The sequence below is a fragment of the Spiribacter roseus genome (genome assembly GCF_002813635.1).
Taxonomy (GTDB): domain Bacteria; phylum Pseudomonadota; class Gammaproteobacteria; order Nitrococcales; family Nitrococcaceae; genus Spiribacter; species Spiribacter roseus.
This window is the reverse complement of sequence record NZ_CP016382.1, coordinates 1,459,299-1,478,477: the sequence shown is the minus strand read 5'-3', so window position 1 is coordinate 1,478,477 and position 19,179 is coordinate 1,459,299. Positions and strand designations below refer to the sequence as shown.

Sequence of the window (19,179 nt, the reverse complement as noted above, 5' to 3'; positions counted from 1 at the left end):
CATGGGCATCGCGCAGCAGCTGCACCGCTGGATCCGGCCGCAGCGCCAGGAGCGCCTCAAGGCCGCGCTGCTGATGACGGGGGTCACGCTGGTGGTCTCGGCGGCGGTGCTGCTGACCGGCGTCCGGCTGCTGTTCGCCGCCGCGCCGTCGCTGACCGCGCCGGTGGTGGCGGTGGTTTCCGATCGGCTGGGCGTACCGGTGGAGATCGGCGGGCTGGATGCGAGCCTCAGGCGCCTGCGCCCGGGTCTGGTGCTCGAGGATGTGCGCGTCGGTGGGGCCGACGGCGGTGAGCCCCTGAGCCTGGACAGCCTGACCCTGGCGATTGCGCCCTGGCAGTCCCTGCAGGCGGGGAGCCTGCAGTTTCACGCATTGAGCGCCGAGGGCATGGCGGTCACGCTGCGCCAGCAGGCCTCCGGCGACTGGCGCCTCGCCGGGCTGCTGCCGGGGGCGACGCCGGTGGCCCCGGCTTCGTTTCTGCAGGCGCTGCGCGACCTGCCCGTGGATCGGCTGCTGATCCGCGATTCGCGGTTGGCGCTCGTGGATCAGGACAATGCCGCGCGCCTCGGCTTTGAGTCGGTGGCACTGCGCTGGCGGCGCGACCCCGACGGGCAATGGCGCTTTGCCCTGGACGCCCGCCAGGCCGATGAGCGGGTGCAGGCGCGTATGCAGATCGACGCCGCGACGGCGTCGACGGCCCGGGCAGTGATCGACCTCGAGGGCCTGACCGGCGAGCGGATTGCGCCCTGGCTCCAGCGTTCGTCGCTACAGCCGGATCCCGCCGCCCGGGTGTCCGGGCGGCTCTGGGTCAACCTGGCCGAGACCGGTGCCATCCGGCTGACCGCGGATCTGGAGGCGCAGTCGCTGGGGCTTTTCGATGGCGGTATCGAATCGCTGTCGCTGCTCGCCCGCGCCGACTGGCAGGACGGACACTGGGCGGGGCAGATCCAGCCTCAGGCTCTGGCGCAGGCCGATGGGCCGGGCCCGGTGCCGGGTCCCATCGCCTTTGCCCGCGGGACAGACGGTGGCTGGCGGTTGGCACTCTCGGATACCCCTCTTGAACCCCTGGCGCCCCTGTTGCGTCGCCGGATCAATGCGCCCGTCACCCTCGATGGGCAGGCGCGGCGCGCCACCCTGGTCTGGAGAGATGCGTCGGACTGGCGGCTGACGGCGGATCTGGTGGGCGTCGGCGTATCGGGATGGCCGCCGGGCCTGGCCGGGCGGCAGGCGGATCTGCAGGTCGAGGCCGGCCCACAAGGTGGGCAGGTGGTGGTGGATCAACTCCAGTTGCAGCGCATTGAGCCCGACGGTGAAGCGTTACTGCGGCGCCCGGTCCAGGTGGCGGTGACCGGGGGACGACTGCAGTGGTCGCGGTCGGGGCCGGAGGCCTGGTGGCTGTCCCTGGGCGATGTCCAGGGCCGCTTCGATGGCGCGCCGGTGCGGTTGGAAGGTCGGCTCGAGCAACGCGCCGGGCAGACGCCGCGGGTGGATGTGACCGCCCGTGCCGGGGCGCTCGAGGCCGCGCAGGTGCTTGAGGTGTTACCGGTGGGGATCATGGATGACCGGCTGGTGGCATGGCTCGATCGGGCCATTGCCGGTGGGCGCATGGAAGCCGCCACGCTGCGCTGGTCGGGCCCGGTGGATGGCTTTCCCTATCGTGCCGGAGATGGCGTTTTTGATCTGCGTGCACGGCTGGCGGATGTCGAGTTCCGCTATCAGCAGGACTGGCCGCCGCTGCGCGGACTTGCCGGCGAGCTGCGGTTCCGCAATCAGGGCATGCGGATCAGCGCCGAGCGCGGGCGCATCGGGAGGAACGACCTGCAGCAGGCACAGGCGCGCATTGATGATCTGTTCGACCCGCAGCTGCAGGTCAGCGGGGACTTGCGGGGGCCGCTCTCTGGGATGCTGGCGGTGATGCAGCAGTCACCGGTCCTGCCCGCCTCGGGTCGTCTCGATCAATTGCGCTGGCAGGGCCGCGGAGACCTGTCACTCGATCTGGACTTCCCGTTCCGGGGCCAGCCCATGGCCCTTGAGGGCGCCCTGCGCCTGGACGGTGCCGCGGTATCCGTCCCCGAGCCGGCCATACGCCTTGAGGATATCCGGGGCGAGGTGGCGTTCGACCGGCAGGGCGTTACCGCCACGGGCGTCCGCGCGCGGCTGGCGGGCCGGCCGGTCGTGGCCAGCGCTGCAACCGTTGGCGAGGCCGATCAGGCCCGGATCGAGGTGACCGCGGATACCCGCATGGCAATCGCCGACTGGCCGGGGACATCCGCGCTGGCGGAGCGTACCGAGGGTACCGCGGCATGGCGGATCCGCTGGGAGCGTCCCGGGTTTATGGCCGCCGGGGGCGCGCGGCCGGGCGAGCGGCTGAGCATACGCTCGAGCCTTGAGGGCGTTGCCCTTGATCTGCCGCTGGGTCTGGCCAAGGCGGCTGAGTCCTCCACACCGCTGGCCCTCGAATGGCGGCGGGGCGCCGATGCCGCATGGCGGTTCAGCTACGCCGACCGACTCCGGGCGGTACTAGGCAACGACCGGGCGGCGCTGCATTTTGGTGAGCGCCCGCCGTCACTGCCCTCGACGCCATCGACACAGGTCAGCGGAACCCTGCCGGTGGTGGATCCGGCGCGCCTGGCGGGCACCGGCCAGGGAGCGGCCCCGGCCGGGGGGCTGCCGATGCCCCTGCGCATGGAATTGACCGTGGCGGGATTGGACGTCAGTCGCTGGCGCATCGGTGAGACCGTGCTGACCGGTGAAATGCGTGATGGGCAGGGGACATGGTCAGTGAGCGGTGGGGCTGATGGACGGGTCGAGAAGGCCGGGCCGGCGGCGCCCTGGGTGCTGCGTCTGGAAACGCTGAGCGCGCGCCCCCGGCCGACGGCCACTTCGCAGGATGATGCCGGTGACGGGGCGCCCTCCGAGCTGCCCGGGACCGACATCGATCTGAGCGCCGGGCAACTGCGGGTGGACGGGACGCCGCTGGGGCGACTCCAGCTCAGCCGGTCGCGGGGCGATGCCGGCGGCGAGGCGCGGCTGCAGCTGACCGGCGAGTCGATTGATCTGAAGGCCCGGATCGACCAGGTCGGGGAGGGCGCGCGTCCCAATCAGCTGGATTTTGATCTCTATACCCGCGATGCCGGGCAGGTGCTGGGCGCTCTGGGGCTGGTGGATGCAATGAACCGGGGCGAGGGCAGTGTCAGCGGTGAACTGGCCTGGCAGGGCGGCATGCTGCAACCGGCACTGCCAACGCTGACTGGCGATCTGTCAGTCGATCTGCGCAATGGCAGCCTGCCGGCGGTTGAGCCCGGGGCCGGCCGCGCCCTCGGGCTGTTCAGCCTGTCGGTGCTGCCGCGGCGCCTGGGGCTGGATTTTTCGGATGTGGTCGGCGAGGGGCTCAGCTTTGATCAGTTGCAGGGCACCTGGCAGGTCGAGGCCGGTCGCATGCGCACCGATGATCTTTCCCTGACCGGACCCTCGATGGATCTGTCGCTACGCGGCGAGACGGATCTGGTGCGGCGGCGTTACGATCAACGTGTGACGGTGACGCCGCAGCTGTCCTCGGCGCTGGCGTTCCTCGGTGGGCTCGCCGGTGGGCCGGCTGCCGCAGCCCTGTTGTTCGTGACCCGGGGGATGCTGGAGTCGGGCGTCGAGCGGCTCACGGATTTTACTTATCACATTGGGGGCACCTGGGACGAACCCGAGTTCGATCTCATCGCCCCGGATCTGGAGGATGCCGACGATGACTGAGATACCCATGAGCGGACCGGTCCGTGCGGCGGTGGTGCAGATGGTCTCGGGTATGGAGGTGGCCAGCAACTTGACCGCGGCCGGCGGTCTGATCGGCCAGGCGGTAGGCCACGGCGCCCGCCTGGTGGTGCTGCCCGAGAACTTCGCCTTTCTGGGCCGTCACCAGCGGGACGTTCTGGGTGTGGCGGAGTCGCCCGGTGAGGGGCCGATCCAGAGTTTTCTCGCACAGACCGCCCAGCACCACGGCATCACCCTGGTGGGCGGCAGTGTGCCGCTGCAGGGCGATGAATCCGACCGGGTCCGGGCCGCCTCGCTGGTGTTCGGTCCGGATGGCGATTGCCTGGCCCGCTATGACAAGCGCCACCTGTTTGATGTCTCCCTGCCGGGGGGCGAGGTTTACCGCGAGTCATCCACCCTCGCGCCCGGCGACGCGGTGGTGGTGGCGGAAACGCCTGCGGGAATGCTCGGCCTGTCGATCTGTTATGACCTGCGCTTCCCCGAACACTATCGGGCCCTGGTGGATGGCGGCGCGACGATCCTGCTGGCCCCCTCGGCGTTCACGGCCACCACCGGTGCCGCGCACTGGTCGGTGCTGGTGCGCGCGCGGGCGATAGAGAACGGTTGTTACGTCCTCGCCCCGGATCAGGGTGGGTTGCATGCCAACGAGCGCATGACCCACGGCGAGAGCCTGATCGTCGATCCCTGGGGGGCGTGCCTGGCGAATGCCGGTATCGGCAGTGGCCCCGGTATTGCCGTGGCCGACCTGGATCCGGCTCATCAGCAGGCCATCCGCGAGCGGTTGCCATCGCTTTCCCATCGACGTGGCTGACGGATGCGGTGCGCCGTCGCTAGGCGCTGGCCCCATTGGCCGGGCAGTCCAGCTGGGTGAAGCGGGCCGGTGACCGGTCCAGTTGGACGGCCGTCAGCTGTCCGCCCCACAGGCATCCCGTATCGAGGGTGATGTAGCCCGGACCCTGACGGCAGCCCAGCCGCGACCAGTGCCCGCTCAGGACCGTGGTGGTGGTGCCGTCGATGCGCCGATCCGGCGTGGCATACCAGGGGTACAGGCCTTTCGGGGCGGATTCCGGCGGGCCATTGCAGCTGAAGTCGAGCCGGCCGTCCGCGCGGCAGAAGCGCATTCGGGTAAAGGCATTGATGATGAAGCGCAGGCGGGCCCAGCCGGTGAGCGACTCTGACCAGCGATCGGGCTTGTTGCCATAGAGGTGGTTCATCAGGCCGACGAGGTTGTCGCCCTGCAACGCGGCCTCGGCCTCGGCGGCACAGCGCGCCGCGGTGGCGGAGTCCCACTGCGGGGCGATCCCTGCATGGGTGAGCGTATAACCGGATTCCGGCAGGTCGATGAGCAGCGGCTGATGCCGCAGCCAGTCGATGAGGTCGTCACGGTCGGGGGCGGCGAGCAGTGGCTCCAGCCGGTCACTGGCCCGCTGCCGACCCGCACCCAGCGCGACGGCGATGCAGTGGATGTCGTGATTGCCCAGCACCGTGCGCGCCGCGTCGCCCAGATCACGCACCCGGCGCAGCGTCTCGACGGGCTGCGGGCCACGTCCCACCAGATCGCCCGTCAGCCAGAGCCGGTCGTGCTGCGGGTCGAAATCCAGCGTCTGCAGCAGCGAATCGAGGCTGCCAAGACAGGCGTGAATGTCGCCGATCGCGTAATCCGCCATTCGTGTGCCTATGCCTTTTCGGATGGATGTTGGAGGATCCGCGCGAGACGCCCGTACCCGGCCAGATCAATCCGCTCGGCGCGGGTGCCGGGGTCGATCCCGGCCGCGGCGATTCCGGCATCGTCGATCAGGCCGCGCAGGGCGTTGCGCAGGGTCTTGCGGCGCTGGGCAAACGCCGCGGCCACCACCCGGCTGAGGCATTCCGTATCGGTATCACCCAGTGGTGGCTCGGCATGGGGGGTGAGGCGCACGAAGCGCGAGGTGACCTGCGGAGGGGGAGAGAAGGCCCCCGGAGGGACCTCGAACAGCGGCTCGATCTGGCAGCGCGCCTGGATCATCACCGACAGCCGGCCATAGATGCGTGAACCCGGCCCCGCCGCCATCCGATCGACCACCTCACGCTGCAGCAGCAGGTGCAGATCGTGAATGCCGGTCGCCGGTGCGGTGAGGTGGAACAGCAGCGGCGTCGAGAGATTGTAGGGCAGGTTGCCGACGACCCGCAGCGCCTGCCCCGCCGCCTCGATCAGAGGCGCCACCGGCTGGCTGAGGGCATCGGCCTCGATGACCTGCAGCGCGCCACTCCGGGCGGCGTCCCATTGATCCAGTCGGGCGGCGAGGTCGCGATCCACCTCGATGGCCATGACCTGGGCGCCACGGGCCAGCAGCGGCCGGGTCAGTGCGCCGGAACCGGGGCCGATCTCGAGGAAACGCTCCGCCGCCCGCGGGGCGATGGCGGCGAGCATCCGCTCGATGATCGCGGGATCATGCAGAAAATTCTGGCCGAATCGGCGCCGGGCTCGATGCACTGATCAGCGCCCCGCACGGGCCATGTCGATGGCCTCGCGAATCGCGGCATGCAGACTGCCGGGATCGGCGACGCCCTGTCCGGCCAGATCAAGGGCGGTGCCGTGGTCCACCGAGGTCCGGATGATGGGCAGCCCCAGGGTGATGTTGACGGCATGGCCGAAGCCGACATGCTTGAGCACCGGCAGCCCCTGGTCGTGATACATCGCCAGTACCGCATCGGCGCCCTCGAGGCGCGCGGGTGTGAACAGCGTATCCGCCGGCAGCGGACCGGTGAGATGCAGTCCTGCCGCGCGCAGGGCCTCGAGCACGGGGTTGATGGTGTCGATTTCCTCGCGCCCCATGTGGCCTGATTCACCGGCATGTGGATTCAGTCCGGCGACCAGGATGTGAGGCCGCTCGATGGCATAGAAGCGTCGCAGGTCGTGGTCAAGGATCCGCAGGATTGTCCTGAGCCGCGCGGGCGTGATGGCGTCGGCGACGGCCCGCAGCGGCAGGTGAGTGGTGGCCAGTGCCACCCGCAGCGAGCCGGCGGCCAGCATCATCACCGGCATCGGTGCGTCAGTGAGCTCGGCGAGATACTCGGTGTGACCACTGAACGGATGGCCCGCCTCGTTGATCACCCCTTTGTGCACCGGGCCGGTGACCATGGCCTGGAAGTGCCCCTGCTGACAGCCTTCGACGGCGAGGCGCAGGGTTTCGAGGACATAGCCGGCATTGCGAGGGTCGAGCTGCCCCGGTGTCACCGGCGCAGCGGGGTGCACCGGCAGCACCTCGAGGTGATCACTGGCCTGCAGCTGGTCAGGGTTGCCAATGGCCACCAGTCGGGCGTCGGGGAAGGCGTCGCCCAGGGCGTTGACCAGTTCCGGTCCAATCCCGGCGGGCTCGCCCGGCGTGATCGCGATGCGCGGCCGATCGGCCATCAGCCGCCCCCGAGACGCCTTTCGATGTAGGCCTCGTTGCGCAGCTCGCGCAGCCAGAGCTCGATTTCTTCCTCGCGCTTGCGCTCGCGGATGGCCTGCTCGGCCTCTTCGCGGGCGATCGATTCACTGGCGTCGCGCGTACGGCGCTCGAGCACCTGGGCGATGTGCCAGCCCCCGCGCGTGCGGAATATTTCGCTGGTCTCACCCACATCGAGGCTGTTGATGGCCTCGCCGAATGAATCAGGCAGATTGGCCGGATCCACCCAGCCGATGGCGCCGCCGTTACTGGCCGACCCGGGATCGTCGGAGTTGGCCCGTGCCAGATCGGCAAAGTCACCGCCCGACTCGATCCGTGAGCGCAGCGACGACAGACGCAGACGGGCGTCCTCGTTGCTGACCACCTCGTTGGGCTGGATCAGGATATGCCGGACCCGGCTCTGCTCGACCATGGCCTCACTGCTGCCGCGGGTGTCCTCGAGACGGTAGATCTGAAACCCTGCCGGGGTGCGCAGCGCGGCGGTATGCTCGCCGGGTTGGAGGTCGCGGATCGCGCTGGCGGCGGCCGACGGCAGCTGTGACGCCGGTACCCAGCCGAGGTCGCCGCCCTCGAGGGCATTGCGGGCATCTGAAGCGGCCGTCGCCACCCGGGCGAACGACTCGCCGCTGTCCAGTCGTTCAATCACCGTGTCGGCCTCGCGACGGGCGGTTTCGATGACATCCGCCGAGGCCGCCTCGGGCACGCTGATCAGGATCTGCGACAGCCGGTAATCACGATCCAGGCTGCGATTGCGCTCGATGAACTGCTGGATCTCCTGCTCGGTGACATCCAGACGCTGGTTCATCACCTGCTGGCGCAGACGGTTGATGGTGATATCGCGACGCAGCTGATCACGAAACACCGACATGTTCATGCCCTGCCCCGAGAGCGCGTCGCGCAGTCCCTCAAGGCTCAGGTTATTGCGTTCGGCAACGCGCCGCACGGCGGCATCAAGCGTTGCGGAATCCACCCGGATACCCCGCCGCTCGGCGACATTCATCTGCAGCGTCTGGACGATCAGACGGTCGAGCACCTGCGCCCGCAGCTCGTCGGCAGGCGGCATGCGCACGTCCCGCTGCTCGAGATTCTGCCGGACCGAGGCCAGCTCGCCCTCGAGCTCGGACTGCAGGACCACGTCATCGTTGACCAGAGCGACGATCCGGTCGAGCAGGACCTCTTCGGCCTGGGCGGTCTGCACGATCGCGAACAGCAGGATGGCAAGCAGCGTTCTCATCATTGATCTCAGCGCCTTGGGTTGTAGCCGTCGATTTCGGCATCCAGAAACGACTGGATTCTATCACCGATGCCGCCCAGACCCTTGAGTTCGAGCTCGAGCATGACGGTGCGTTCGAGTCGCGCATCTGCGCGGTCGGGATCCCGCTGCAGCTGCTCCTCGCTGACAAGCCGCCAGGCGTGACAGCAGCCCGATTGCTGGATGCCGATGAAACGCTCGCGGGTATTGTTGGTCTCGAGATCCTCGAGCAGGCCGGCAAAGACACTCACACCGCGGGTGAGGGGCAACGCGAAGGACAGTTCGGCCTGATCCAGCGTGGTCTCACCCTCGTCGCGACGGCGCCGCAGGCCGAGGTTGATCGCCTGGGTATCCCGACCCCGCCAACGCAGCAGGGTACGCAGGTTGTCGGTGCCGGTGCTGTCCGGATCCCAACGGTAGTCCAGATCCGCGCTGAAACCCCGCGGCAGATCGAGGCGCAGCTGACTGACGATTTCCGAGCGGTTGTCCGCCGGATCGCCGTCGGCCGCCACCTCGCGATCTTCGAAGTAGAAGATTTGGCCGATGGACGCGCTCAGGTATTCCTGCCCGCTTGTGGTGTTCACGAAGCGGGTGGTGATGCCCGTGGTCAGGCGTTCGCCGTCCTCGATACGATCGAGACCGGCGAAGGCATTCTCGCGGAACATTGAGCTGAACGTCAGCGTCGAGGCGCTGGTATCAAAGTCGGGCAGGTCGGACTGGTCGCGTGTCGGGGCGCGGCGATAGAAAAGCCGCGGCTCCAGCGTCTGATAGACCCCTGCGAAGAGGGTGCTGGGTCGCTCCAGAAAAACACCGGCGTCAACGCTGTAGATGGGCATGGATCGGCTGGGTGTGGCATCCCGGCCGGGCAGATCGCCGGTCAGGTCGTAATCGGTGTGGCGCCATGTCACCGCCGGTTCGATGAAATAGCCGAGCCTTCGCCAGGGCAATGATACCCGTGGGGCAATATCCACCCGCCGTCCCTGGGTGCGACGCGAGACCGGATGCGTGAACCGTGTCGCCTCGGCGTCGAAGTCGATATCCAGCGGGCCCAGCCCTGTTATCGGGTTGTAGCGGAACTGCAGGCGTGGTTCGCGGGCGTATGGCTGGCTCGTTGCACTGATGCGGGTGTCGATCTGCTGCCAGTACTGCGTATCCACCGACAGGCTCGAATCGCGTCCGGTCCAGGCAAAGCTGGCCTCACTTTCGAGAAACGACGCGGAGCGGACGTCGAGTTCGTTGCTGAAGTCATCGGAGTAGAACGCATCGCTGACGCGGGCCTGCTTGATCCGGCCGCGGATGGATGAACCGATCGCCAGCTGGTGGTCCTGATCGATGGCCCAGCGGTTGTCTCCGAAAACGTCGTCATCCGGTAGGACGCTGACGTTGAATTCGCCGTCGATCCACTCCTCGAGGTAGCGGAACTCGGTATCCATGAGCAGTCCGCGACGGCTATAGAGGGTCGGGCGCAGAGTGGCGTCGTATTGTGGAGCGATATTCCAGTACCAGGGGACTGAGACGGTGGTGCCGTTGTCATCGGACTGGCCGATGGTCGGCGCCAGCAGCCCGGTCAGGCGTTCGCTGCCCACCGGAAACTGCAGGTAGGGGGTATAGAAGACCGGCAGCCGGCCCAGCGACAGCACGGCATGGTGGGCACGCCCCTGGCGGGTGTCGCGATCAATCTCGGCACGCTGGGCCTGCAGGGTCCAGAACTCACGTCCGGGCATGCAGGTGCTCAGCGTCACGCCCTGATAGCGGCTGAGTGTCGGCCCTTCGCGGATGACCCGCTCGGCCTGGCCCTGCATGTGGCCGGCGACGATCCGATAATCACTGACGCCTTCGAATGTCCCGCGCTGAGGGGTAAGCCAGTAGCGGGCGCGCTCGGCGTTGATCAGTACACCTGGCTGGCGCAGGCGCACACCGCTGTCGCCCTCGATCCGGCCGTCGCCACTGTCGTAGCGCAGGCGTTCGCTGCTCAGGCGCTGATCGGCCTGACGCGCCCGGACACTGCCGGTGAACTCGTAGATCGGTGGCTGCCCGCTGGCCTGCGCCCGATCGGCGGTGATGTCGATGCGCTCGCCATCGCCGGCGACCGGTTCGGTGGCAGGGGGCATCGGCTCGAGCAGCGGTGCGCTGCAGAGCGCCCAGCGGCCCTCGCTGGCCCGGGCGTCGAGGGACCCGGCAAGGGCCGTTGCCAGGGCAACTCCAATGAGGGGGATCGGTTGATATCGCGGCACGGAATCGGCTGTCCCTGTCAGTGGTGGAAGCGCTTTTGAAACCGAAGGGTACCCTATACACTCGCGAAGATTCACTCCGGAGGGGCGCAGCAATCGTGGCAACTGACCGGCTCGACGCGCGTGGGCGCCAGATGGTGGCGTGGCTGCGCGATCAGGGCATCGAGCCGGACGCCCTCGAGGCGATGGGGGGTGATGCGAGCCCGCGGCGGTATTTCCGTATCGAAACGGCCGGGGGCGCCCGAGTGGTCATGGACGCTCCGGATCAGTCATCCACCTGCCGCGCCTTCTGCCGGATCCGCTCCCTGATGGCTGCGGCCGGCGTGCATGTCCCGGTCATCCATGCCGCTGCGCCGGCGGCGGGCTTTCTGCTGCTCGAAGACCTGGGCGGCCAGGACTATCTGAGCGCCCTGGATGGTGAATCCGATGAGTGCCTGCTGCGCGCGGCCATCGATGCGCTGGTGCAGCTGCAGGGCGGGGCTGATGGGCGGGACCTGCCCCGTTTTGATGCCGATCGCATCGACGCCGAGCTGGCGCTTTTTCCGGACTGGTATGTGCGCCGGCATCTGGGCGTCGAGCCGGACGCCGCCTGGTGGTCGCGCTGGGCGGCGGGAACCGCGGTCCTGCGCGAGGCCATGCGGGCTCAGCCGACTGTCGTGGTGCATCGTGACTTCATGGTGCGCAACCTGCTGGTGGCGACACCCAATCCCGGTGTAATCGACTTTCAGGATGCGCTGGTGGGCCCGGTGACCTATGACCTGGCGAGTCTGCTACGGGATGCGTTTTTCAGTCTGACGCCTGACGCGGAGCAGGCCCTCGTTGGCTATTATCGGGATCGCGCCGCTGCCGCCGGGATCCGTCTGCCGACGGACCTGTCCCGGGCGCTGGATCGCACCGCCGCGCAGAGGCATCTCAAGGTGCTGGGAATATTCGCGCGCCTCTACCACCGCGATCATAAGCCCGGTTATCTGGCGGATGCGCCGCGCTTTCTCGATTACCTCAGCCGTGAGCTCGGTGATGATCCGGCCGGCCATGACCTGGCCGCGCTGATTGCCGAGCTGCCGCGGCCCGAGCGGGCGGACTCACCATGAATGCAATGATTCTCGCAGCGGGTCGGGGTGAGCGCATGCGACCGCTGACCGACCACTGTCCCAAGCCGTTGCTGAGTGTGGGCGGACGGCCGCTGCTCGACTGGCATCTGGCCCGCCTCGAGGCCGCCGGCTTCGAGCGGGTGGTGATCAACACCGCCTGGCTGGGCGAGGCGATCCGCGCGCATGTGGCCGGGCTGGCGCCGACGCGGCTTGAAGTGCGGATGATCGACGAGGGCGATCAGGCCCTGGAGACCGCCGGTGGCATCGCCAATGCATTGCCGCTGCTGGGCCCGGAGCCGTTCGTGGTGATCAATGGCGATGTCTGGTGCGACCTCGACCTCGCCATGCTGCCGCGAGAGCCCGAGGGGCTGGGGCATCTGGTGCTGGTGGACAATCCGGCGCATCACCCGCAGGGCGACTTCCACTTTGACGGCTATGCCATTCTCCGCGACGGCGATACGCCGCGTTATACCTTTGCCGGGATCGGCTGTTATCGCCCCGAACTGTTCGCCGGTCTGCGGCCGCAGGTGGCGCCGCTGGCGCCGCTGCTGGTGCGCGCCTGCGAGCGGCGTCAGCTCACCGGTCACCATCATCATAGTGAGTGGTGGGATGTGGGGACCCCGGCGCGTCTGCACGCGCTCGATGCCCGCCTTACACCGGACTGAGGCGGGCCACCACCGCGCGGGTCAGCCCCTCGCGGGCCTGTGCCACAGTACAGTCGACGCCCAGCGTGGCCAGGTCGGTGACCGCCATGCCGGCATGGCCGCAGGGGTTGATGCGGTTGAATGGGGCAAGGTCCATGGCAATGTTGACCGCCAGTCCGTGATAGCTGCAGCCGCGGCGGATGCGTAGCCCCAGCGCGGCAATCTTGGCGCCATCGACATAGACCCCGGGGGCATCGGCGCGCGGCGCCGAGTCGATGCCCTGTCGGGCCAGCCAGTCGACCACGCTCTGCTCGAGGCGGGTGACCAGCTCGCGCGCGCCCATGCGCTGACGGCGCAGGTCGATGAGGGGGTAGAGCACGATCTGCCCGGGGCCGTGATAGGTCACCTGACCGCCACGATCGGTCTGCACCAGCGGCGTGTCGCCGCGATCGAGGACATGCTCGGCCCGGCCTGCCTGCCCCAGGGTGAAGACCGCTGGATGCTCCACGCGCCAGAGCTCATCCGCAGTGTCGGCATCGCGCTCGTCGGTGAAGGCCTTCATCGCCGCCCAGACGCGGGCGTAGTCGCACCGGCCCCAGTCACGGATCGCGATCGCGTCGCTCATCAGAGGGTGGCGAGAACGCTCTCGTGCGCCTTCAGGTCGGCGTAAATGGCGTCCAGCTGATCACGGCTGTCGGCGGTAATGGTGGCCGTGACAGAGACATACCGCCCGCCGCTGCTCTCACTGGTGGTGATGCTCTCGGCCGTCAGGGCCGGTGCATGGCGCTGGACGATTTCCACCACGATCCCGGGCAGGGCCGCATCACTGCGCCCCATCGCCTTGATCGGAAACTCGCACGGAAAGGTCAGTCCCGGCGGGGAGTCATTCAATTCAGCCATAGTCGCACCGTATCGATCGTGCGCCCCACGAATCCAGCCTCGGGCACCGTCTCGAGGGCGATGATGTCCCTCTCCCGCACCACCTCGTCATTGCGCGAGACACTGAGGCGGCCGACGCGGTCACCGGCCGCCACCGGCGCCTCGAGTGGCTCGTTCAGACGAATCCGGGCATCCAGCTGATCGTAGGTATCCGCCGGCAGGGTGATGAACACATCCTCGGCGACGCCCACGGGCAGCGTATCGGCCACACCTTTCCACAGCCGGGGCGTCTCGATCGGCTCATCGGCGGCATACAGACGATGGGTCTCAAAAAACCGATAGCCATAGTTGAGCAGGCTCTTCGACTGACTGACCCGCTGCTCTGGCGTCTCGGCCCCCATCACCACTGAGATCAGCCGCATGCCATCGCGCTCGGCGGACGTGGCCAGGCAGTACTGCGCGGCCTCGGTATAGCCGGTCTTGACGCCGTCGACGGATGGATCCTGCCAGAGCATGCGGTTGCGATTGCTCTGGGTGATACCGCCCCAGGTGAACTCGCGCTCGGAGTAGAGGCGGTAGTAATCCGGAAACCGTTCGATCAGCGCCTGCACGAGACGGGCGGTATCCGCGGCGGTGGAGTAATGCTCGTCACCCGGCAGCCCGGTGGCGTTGGTGTAGTGGGTGTTGGTCATCCCCAGCTCGGCGGCGTACTGGTTCATCAGTGCCGCGAAGGTCGACTCGCTGCCGGCGATGTGCTCCGCGAGGGCGATACTGGCGTCGTTGCCCGACTGGATGATCATGCCGCGGATCAGGTCGTTGACCGGGATGTCATTGCCCACCTCGATGAACATGCGCGATCCCGGGGCCCGCCAAGCCTTTTCACTGATCCGCACCGGCTCGTCCATGGTGAGATCGCCCGAGCGCAGTTCGTTGAAAACGACGAATGCCGTCATCACCTTGGTGATGCTGGCCGGGTCGCGGCGGACATCGCTGTTCTGATCCACCAGCACCCGACCACTGTGAAAGTCCATCAGGATGTAGCCATCGGCGCCCAGTTGGGGCGGGTCGGGCACCGGAATGGGTTGGGACTGTGCGGCGGCGTGGCCACCGAGCAGGAGGGCGATGATCAGGATGGCGAGTCTGAGCGGTGTCATGGTCGGTGGTCTCAGTTTTCAGTCGCTGGAGTCAGCGGGAATAATGACATGTCCGGGTGAAAAACGGGCGTTCTCCAGCTCGGCCCGAAGCTGATCGACGCGCGCGGAATCGGGCAGGGGGCCAAGCCGCACTCGATGCAGGCCATCGCCCCCCTCGCGGATCACGGGGGATGCCGACAGCGGGGCCCCCTGCAACTGCCGGGCCAGTTGCCGGGCGTTGCCGGCGTCGCGGAAAGCGGCCATCTGGATCCAGTAATCGCCGCGGGTCGGTTCATCGGGCGTGACCACCCGGATCTCTACCGGTGCCGTGCCGCGCTCGAGCATGCCGAGCTTGGCGGCGGCCGCGTAGGACAGGTCAATGATCCGGTCATCGGCGAACGGTCCGCGGTCGTTGACCTTCACGACAATCGACCGGTCGGTGTCCAGGTGCCGCACCTCGACCCACGTCGGCAGCGGCAGGTGCTTGTGTGCGGCGGTCATGGCATACATGTCGTAGGGTTCGCCGCTTGAAGTCCGCCGGCCCTGGAATTTGCTGCCGTACCACGAGGCGATGCCGCGCTCGCGATGCCCGGCGGCACTGTCCATCACCCGGTAGGTCTGGCCGAACACCTCGTACTGCTCGGGATTGCCATAGCGACTGGCGGGCACCCTCTGGGGCACCGCATCGGGGATGGCCATGGGATCGTCGATGACCCGCCCCGGCCCGTCCTGCGGCTCGGACACGAGGCCGCTGCAACCGGCCATCAGCAGTGCCAACAGGCCGACGGCAAGCCGACTCATCTTCCCCCTCCGCCGATGCGCTCGGCCAGCTGATGAACCGCCATGGCGTAAAGGGCGCTGTGGTTGTAGCGGGTGATGGCGTAGAAGTTGCGCAGGGTGATCCAGTACCTGTCGCCGGCCTCGGCCTGGAGTTGCAGCAGACGCGCGTCAAGGCCGGCGCTGAGCGGGGTGGAAGGGTGAACCCCCGCGGCCGCCAGCGTTGCGACGGTGTCCTGCGGGGCCAGGGATTCGTACAGGTGTGACTGCCAGTCTTCGCCCTCGACCCGTGCCGGAACGGCAATGGGCGCATCCGCCTGCCAGCCATGTCGGGCCAGGTAGTGACCGATGCTGCCGATGGCATCGGCGGGCTCCGAGAAAAGGTCCCGCCGACCGTTTTCGTTGAAGTCGACGGCGTAGGCCCGATAGCTGCTGCTGATGAACTGCGGAATGCCCATGGCGCCGGCGTAAGACCCCAGCGGGTCGGTGGGCGCGAAGCCTTCTTCGCGGGCCAGGACAAGGAATGCCTCGAGCTCGTCGCGAAAGAATTCGGCGCGGGGTGGATAGCCGAAGCCCAGCGTGCGCAGCGCGTCGAGGACACGGTAGTTGCCGGCGTAGCGGCCATAGAAGGTCTCGACGCCAATGATCGCGACCACGATCTCGGCGGGGACGCTGTAGGTGTCCTCGACCGCCGTGAGCCAGCGGCGATGGCGCTGTTGATAGGCACGGCCCGCTTCAATGCGTGCCTCGGTCAGGAAGATCGGCCGATAGCGCGACCAGGGCATTGCTTCGGCGGGTCGGCGGATGGCCTCGATGATATCGGGCTGATGGATGGCCTCATCGTTGATCAGCGCCTCGATACGCCGGGCGTCCCAGTCATGCCGGGCCGCGAGCGCTTCACTGAAGGCACGGATCGCCCCGGGATCGGCCCCCACGTTGCTCGTGCCCAGCGCCAGTGGGACCAGGATCAGCAGCGCAGCCGCCGTTGTGCCGAAAAGGCGATGGAGCGTGTTCAAGATGACCACATCCGCCGGTGGGTATGAATGGACATGAGAATACCGAAGCCGACCAGAAGCGTCACCATGGCCGATCCGCCGTAACTGATCAGGGGCAGGGGCAGGCCCACCACCGGCAGCAGGCCCGAGACCATGCCGATATTGACGAAGCAGTAGACGAAAAAGGTCAGTGACAGGCCGCCGGCCAGAAGACGCGAGAAATTATCCTGCGCCTGGTAGGCGATCCACAGCCCGCGCAGCGTGATCAGCAGATACAGAACCAGCAGGGCGCACACCCCGACAAGGCCGAACTCCTCGGCCATGACGGCGAACACGAAGTCGGTGTGGCGCTCAGGGATGAACTCGAGGTGGGCCTGGGTGCCATTCAGCCAGCCCTTGCCATGGATGCCGCCCGAACCGATGGCGATCTGCGACTGAATGATGTTGTATCCGGCGCCCAGCGGGTCACGGGTCGGGTCCAGAAAGGTCAGCACGCGTTGGCGCTGATAGTCCTGCATGCCGAACTGCCAGAGCAGTGGCACGGCCGCCGCCACCAGCCCGATCAGCGCGGCGATCAAGCGCCAGCCGATGCCGCCCAGAAACAGGACCCCGGCGCCGGCTGCACCAATCAGAACGGCCGTGCCCAGGTCGGGCTGGCTGCCGATCAGCCCCACCGGTAGCGCGATGATCGCCAGTGTGGCGGCGGCGCGCCCGGTTGATACCGGCATGGCGGACCGGGCGATGACCCAGGCGACCATGATCGGCACCGCCAGCTTCATCAATTCGGAGGGCTGGAAACCCGCCACCCCCAGATCCAGCCAGCGCCGCGCGCCGCCGCCCGATTCACCCACGACCAGTACCGCCACCAGCAGCACCACGCCCAGGCCGAACAGCCAGGGGGCGATGCGCCGCAGCTGCCAGGGTGGGATCTGGGCGGCGACGATCATGCCGGCCGCGCCGACTGCCAGGCGCACGAGGTGGTCCTGGACCGCTGCGATGCTGCCGCCAAAGGCGCTGTAGAGGATGACGACGCCGAGTCCGGAGAGCAGCGCCACCAGACCCAGCAGCACCCCGTCCAGGTGCAGGGCCCGCTGCAGCACATCCCCGGTCGCCCGGCGGGCCACGGCGTTAACGCGACTCTCGGCCCAGCTCACTGCCTTGCTCCTCCCGATTCATCCATGCATCGATGACCCGGCGCGCCATGGGCGCTGCCGTCGTGCTGCCACTGCCGCCGTTTTCCACGAGAACGGTCACCACCAGACGCGGTGAGGTGGCCGGTGCAAACGCGGTAAACAGCGCATGATCCCGGTGGCGGGCGTCGATGGCGGCCTCGTCATATTCCTCGCCCTGGGCGATCCCGATGACCTGGGCCGTCCCGGTCTTGCCGGCGATCCGGTAGTCAAGGTCTTCGCCAATGGCGCGGGCGGTGCCGCGCTCGCCGTGGACCACGTCGACCATGGCATCGATGGTCGTCTGCCATAGGGTTTCGTCCTCGAGGCGCACCGGCCCGACGGGGGCTGTGGCGCCGTCGCTGTCCGGGCGTCCCGCCAGCAGATGCGGCACGATGGGCGCGCCGCGGTTGGCGAGCATTGCCGTCGAGGTGGCCATCTGAATGGGGGTCGCCAGGGTGAATCCCTGCCCGATCCCTGTGTTGATGGTCTCGCCGCGGTACCAGGATTCGCCCCTATTGCGCTGTTTCCAGGCGCGTGACGGCATGACCCCCTGACGTTCGCCGGGCAGTGCGAGACCGCTGTCGACACCAAAGCCGAAGCGGGTCATCCAGTCATGCATGCGGTCAATGCCCATGCGGTCTGCAAGCTCGTAATAGTAGACATCGCAGGACTCGGCGATGGCCTCGTTGAGATCGACGTCGCCGTGGCCCTCGCGTTTCCAGTCCCGCCACACCCGCGAGACATTGGGCAGCCGAAAGGTCCCGTCGCAGTGGATCTCCTCATCGGGGGTCATGGCGCCATCGGCCACACCGGCCAGGCCCAGAAAGGGCTTGATCACCGAGCCGGGCGGGTAGCGACCGCTGATGGCCCGGTTGTAGAGCGGCTGATCGGGATCGCGGCTCAGCGTTTCGAATGTCTGGCGGTCCAGCCCGGCGCTGATCGCATTGGGGTCGAAGCCGGGCTGGCTGGCGAGCGCGAGAATGGCTCCATCGCGGGGGTCCATCGCCACGATCGCGCCGCGGTAATCCCCCAGGCTCTGTTCGGCGACGCGCTGCAGGCCGATGTCCAGGGTCAGGGTGAGATCCTCGCCCGGGGTGGGCGGGTCGCGCTCGATCACATCAATCGGCCGGCCCAGTGCATTGGTTTCGATGCGCTCCGAACCCATTTCACCGCGCAGTCGGCGCTCGTAGGCCTTCTCGAGCCCGGTCTTGCCGATGACGCTGCTGCCCCGATACGCCCGGCGGTCACGGCTGCGCAGTTCGGATTCGCTGATGCGACCGACGTAGCCAATGGCATGCGCGCCGATGGGTCCGTAGGGATAGTGGCGGATCAGGTGAGGCTGGACTTCGACGCCGGGAAAGCGATGGCGGTTGGCGGCGATGCGGGCGACGGCGGCTTCGCTGAGCTGACGTTTCAGTGGGATGGCCTGGAATCCGCGGCTGCGCTGCCGCGCGTCACGGAACGCCGCCCGCTCGGCCGCGCTGATATCCACCAGATCATCGAGCTGGTCGAGCAGGCCGCTCAGATCGTCGACGCGCTCAGGGACGATGGTCAGACGGAAGGCGGGCTGATTGTCGGCAAGCACGCGCCCCTCGCGGTCGCGGATGATCCCGCGGGTCGGCGCGACGGACGCGATGCGCACCCGATTATCCTGGGATTGGGCGGCGAAGTGGTCGTAGCGCGCGGTCTGGAGATAGGCGATGCGGCCGGCGAGTAGCAGGCACAGCAGCGCCCCGATGACGCCGGCGATCAGTAACCGGCGGCGAACGACCTGCCGCTCGCGGGGGGTGTCGCGGAACGTGCCGAGATCCATG

At 67.9% G+C, this 19,179-nt stretch carries 16 protein-coding genes; 4 read left to right on the top strand and 12 right to left on the bottom strand.

Features of this window, described 5'->3' with window-relative positions:
* The first annotated feature begins 1 nt into the window (after position 1).
* Positions 2–3,742, top strand: coding sequence for a YhdP family protein (locus BBH56_RS07255; RefSeq protein ID WP_148122412.1), 3,741 nt, complete (start codon positions 2–4; stop codon positions 3,740–3,742).
* Positions 3,735–4,571, top strand: a complete 837-nt coding sequence (locus BBH56_RS07250) for a carbon-nitrogen hydrolase family protein (RefSeq protein WP_148122411.1) — start codon at positions 3,735–3,737, stop codon at positions 4,569–4,571. The genes BBH56_RS07255 and BBH56_RS07250 overlap by 8 nt, the downstream gene beginning before the upstream one ends.
* 19 nt (positions 4,572–4,590) lie before the next feature.
* Here BBH56_RS07250 and BBH56_RS07245 read toward each other — a convergent pair whose 3' ends face one another.
* From BBH56_RS07245 to BBH56_RS07225, 5 genes are read right to left on the bottom strand one after another with little or no spacing between them, the layout of a single operon-like run.
* On the bottom strand, positions 4,591–5,427 hold the full coding sequence (locus tag BBH56_RS07245) for a symmetrical bis(5'-nucleosyl)-tetraphosphatase (protein ID WP_148122410.1): 837 nt from the start codon (positions 5,425–5,427) through the stop codon (positions 4,591–4,593).
* 8 nt (positions 5,428–5,435) lie between these two features.
* Entirely contained in the window at positions 5,436–6,233 is a 798-nt protein-coding gene (gene rsmA, locus BBH56_RS07240; RefSeq protein ID WP_148122409.1) for a 16S rRNA (adenine(1518)-N(6)/adenine(1519)-N(6))-dimethyltransferase RsmA, read from the bottom strand.
* 3 nt (positions 6,234–6,236) lie between these two features.
* Positions 6,237–7,154, bottom strand: a complete 918-nt coding sequence (gene pdxA / locus BBH56_RS07235) for a 4-hydroxythreonine-4-phosphate dehydrogenase PdxA (RefSeq protein ID WP_148122408.1) — start codon at positions 7,152–7,154, stop codon at positions 6,237–6,239.
* Positions 7,154–8,428, bottom strand: a complete 1,275-nt coding sequence (locus tag BBH56_RS07230; RefSeq protein WP_148122407.1) for a peptidylprolyl isomerase — start codon at positions 8,426–8,428, stop codon at positions 7,154–7,156. The genes pdxA and BBH56_RS07230 overlap by 1 nt, the downstream gene beginning before the upstream one ends.
* 5 nt (positions 8,429–8,433) lie before the next feature.
* Entirely contained in the window at positions 8,434–10,677 is a 2,244-nt protein-coding gene (locus BBH56_RS07225) for an LPS-assembly protein LptD (protein WP_148122406.1), read from the bottom strand.
* Between the two features lie 95 nt (positions 10,678–10,772).
* On the opposite strand from BBH56_RS07225, the gene BBH56_RS07220 reads away from it, so the two are divergent.
* Complete coding sequence (locus BBH56_RS07220; protein WP_148122405.1) at positions 10,773–11,765, top strand: aminoglycoside phosphotransferase family protein; 993 nt, start codon at positions 10,773–10,775, stop codon at positions 11,763–11,765.
* Positions 11,762–12,430 carry an N-acetylmuramate alpha-1-phosphate uridylyltransferase MurU gene (gene murU, locus BBH56_RS07215; RefSeq protein ID WP_198515203.1) on the top strand — a complete coding sequence of 223 codons (669 nt, stop codon included), beginning with the start codon at positions 11,762–11,764 and terminating at the stop codon, positions 12,428–12,430. The genes BBH56_RS07220 and murU overlap by 4 nt, the downstream gene beginning before the upstream one ends.
* On the opposite strand, the gene lipB is transcribed toward murU, so the two are convergent.
* The 7 genes from lipB to mrdA are packed head-to-tail and all read right to left on the bottom strand — an operon-like array spanning position 12,417 to position 19,178.
* Positions 12,417–13,034: a lipoyl(octanoyl) transferase LipB gene (lipB, locus tag BBH56_RS07210; RefSeq protein WP_148122404.1), complete on the bottom strand. Its 618-nt coding sequence runs from the start codon at positions 13,032–13,034 to the stop codon at positions 12,417–12,419. The genes murU and lipB overlap by 14 nt on opposite strands.
* Positions 13,034–13,309 (bottom strand): YbeD family protein, encoded by a 276-nt coding sequence (locus BBH56_RS07205; RefSeq protein ID WP_144347992.1) that lies wholly within the window; start codon positions 13,307–13,309, stop codon positions 13,034–13,036. The genes lipB and BBH56_RS07205 overlap by 1 nt, the downstream gene beginning before the upstream one ends.
* Positions 13,297–14,442 (bottom strand): D-alanyl-D-alanine carboxypeptidase family protein, encoded by a 1,146-nt coding sequence (locus BBH56_RS07200; RefSeq protein ID WP_148122403.1) that lies wholly within the window; start codon positions 14,440–14,442, stop codon positions 13,297–13,299. Before BBH56_RS07200 ends, BBH56_RS07205 begins: the two co-directional genes overlap by 13 nt.
* An 18-nt stretch (positions 14,443–14,460) precedes the next feature.
* Positions 14,461–15,222: a septal ring lytic transglycosylase RlpA family protein gene (locus tag BBH56_RS07195; protein WP_148122402.1), complete on the bottom strand. Its 762-nt coding sequence runs from the start codon at positions 15,220–15,222 to the stop codon at positions 14,461–14,463.
* Positions 15,219–16,214 (bottom strand): lytic murein transglycosylase B, encoded by a 996-nt coding sequence (mltB, locus tag BBH56_RS07190; protein WP_148122401.1) that lies wholly within the window; start codon positions 16,212–16,214, stop codon positions 15,219–15,221. Before mltB ends, BBH56_RS07195 begins: the two co-directional genes overlap by 4 nt.
* The gene (gene rodA / locus BBH56_RS07185) at positions 16,211–17,347 is read right to left on the bottom strand and encodes a rod shape-determining protein RodA (RefSeq protein ID WP_186295107.1); all 1,137 of its coding nucleotides are present in this window, start codon (positions 17,345–17,347) and stop codon (positions 16,211–16,213) included. The genes mltB and rodA overlap by 4 nt, the downstream gene beginning before the upstream one ends.
* On the bottom strand, positions 17,322–19,178 hold the full coding sequence (gene mrdA / locus BBH56_RS07180; RefSeq protein WP_148122400.1) for a penicillin-binding protein 2: 1,857 nt from the start codon (positions 19,176–19,178) through the stop codon (positions 17,322–17,324). The genes rodA and mrdA overlap by 26 nt, the downstream gene beginning before the upstream one ends.
* Position 19,179: the final 1 nt, after the last annotated feature.

What these genes read in the sequence shown, in the direction of transcription:
- BBH56_RS07255 (WP_148122412.1), top strand. Translation starts at nt 2, where the DNA reads ATGGGCATCGCGCAGCAGCTGCACCGCTGGATCCGGCCGCAGCGCCAG.
- BBH56_RS07250 (WP_148122411.1), top strand. Translation starts at nt 3,735, where the DNA reads ATGACTGAGATACCCATGAGCGGACCGGTCCGTGCGGCGGTGGTGCAG.
- BBH56_RS07245 (WP_148122410.1), bottom strand. Translation starts at nt 5,427, where the DNA reads ATGGCGGATTACGCGATCGGCGACATTCACGCCTGTCTTGGCAGCCTC.
- pdxA (WP_148122408.1), bottom strand. Translation starts at nt 7,154, where the DNA reads ATGGCCGATCGGCCGCGCATCGCGATCACGCCGGGCGAGCCCGCCGGG.
- BBH56_RS07230 (WP_148122407.1), bottom strand. Translation starts at nt 8,428, where the DNA reads ATGATGAGAACGCTGCTTGCCATCCTGCTGTTCGCGATCGTGCAGACC.
- murU (WP_198515203.1), top strand. Translation starts at nt 11,762, where the DNA reads ATGAATGCAATGATTCTCGCAGCGGGTCGGGGTGAGCGCATGCGACCG.
- lipB (WP_148122404.1), bottom strand. Translation starts at nt 13,034, where the DNA reads ATGAGCGACGCGATCGCGATCCGTGACTGGGGCCGGTGCGACTACGCC.
- BBH56_RS07205 (WP_144347992.1), bottom strand. Translation starts at nt 13,309, where the DNA reads ATGGCTGAATTGAATGACTCCCCGCCGGGACTGACCTTTCCGTGCGAG.
- BBH56_RS07200 (WP_148122403.1), bottom strand. Translation starts at nt 14,442, where the DNA reads ATGACACCGCTCAGACTCGCCATCCTGATCATCGCCCTCCTGCTCGGT.
- BBH56_RS07195 (WP_148122402.1), bottom strand. Translation starts at nt 15,222, where the DNA reads ATGAGTCGGCTTGCCGTCGGCCTGTTGGCACTGCTGATGGCCGGTTGC.
- mrdA (WP_148122400.1), bottom strand. Translation starts at nt 19,178, where the DNA reads ATGGATCTCGGCACGTTCCGCGACACCCCCCGCGAGCGGCAGGTCGTT.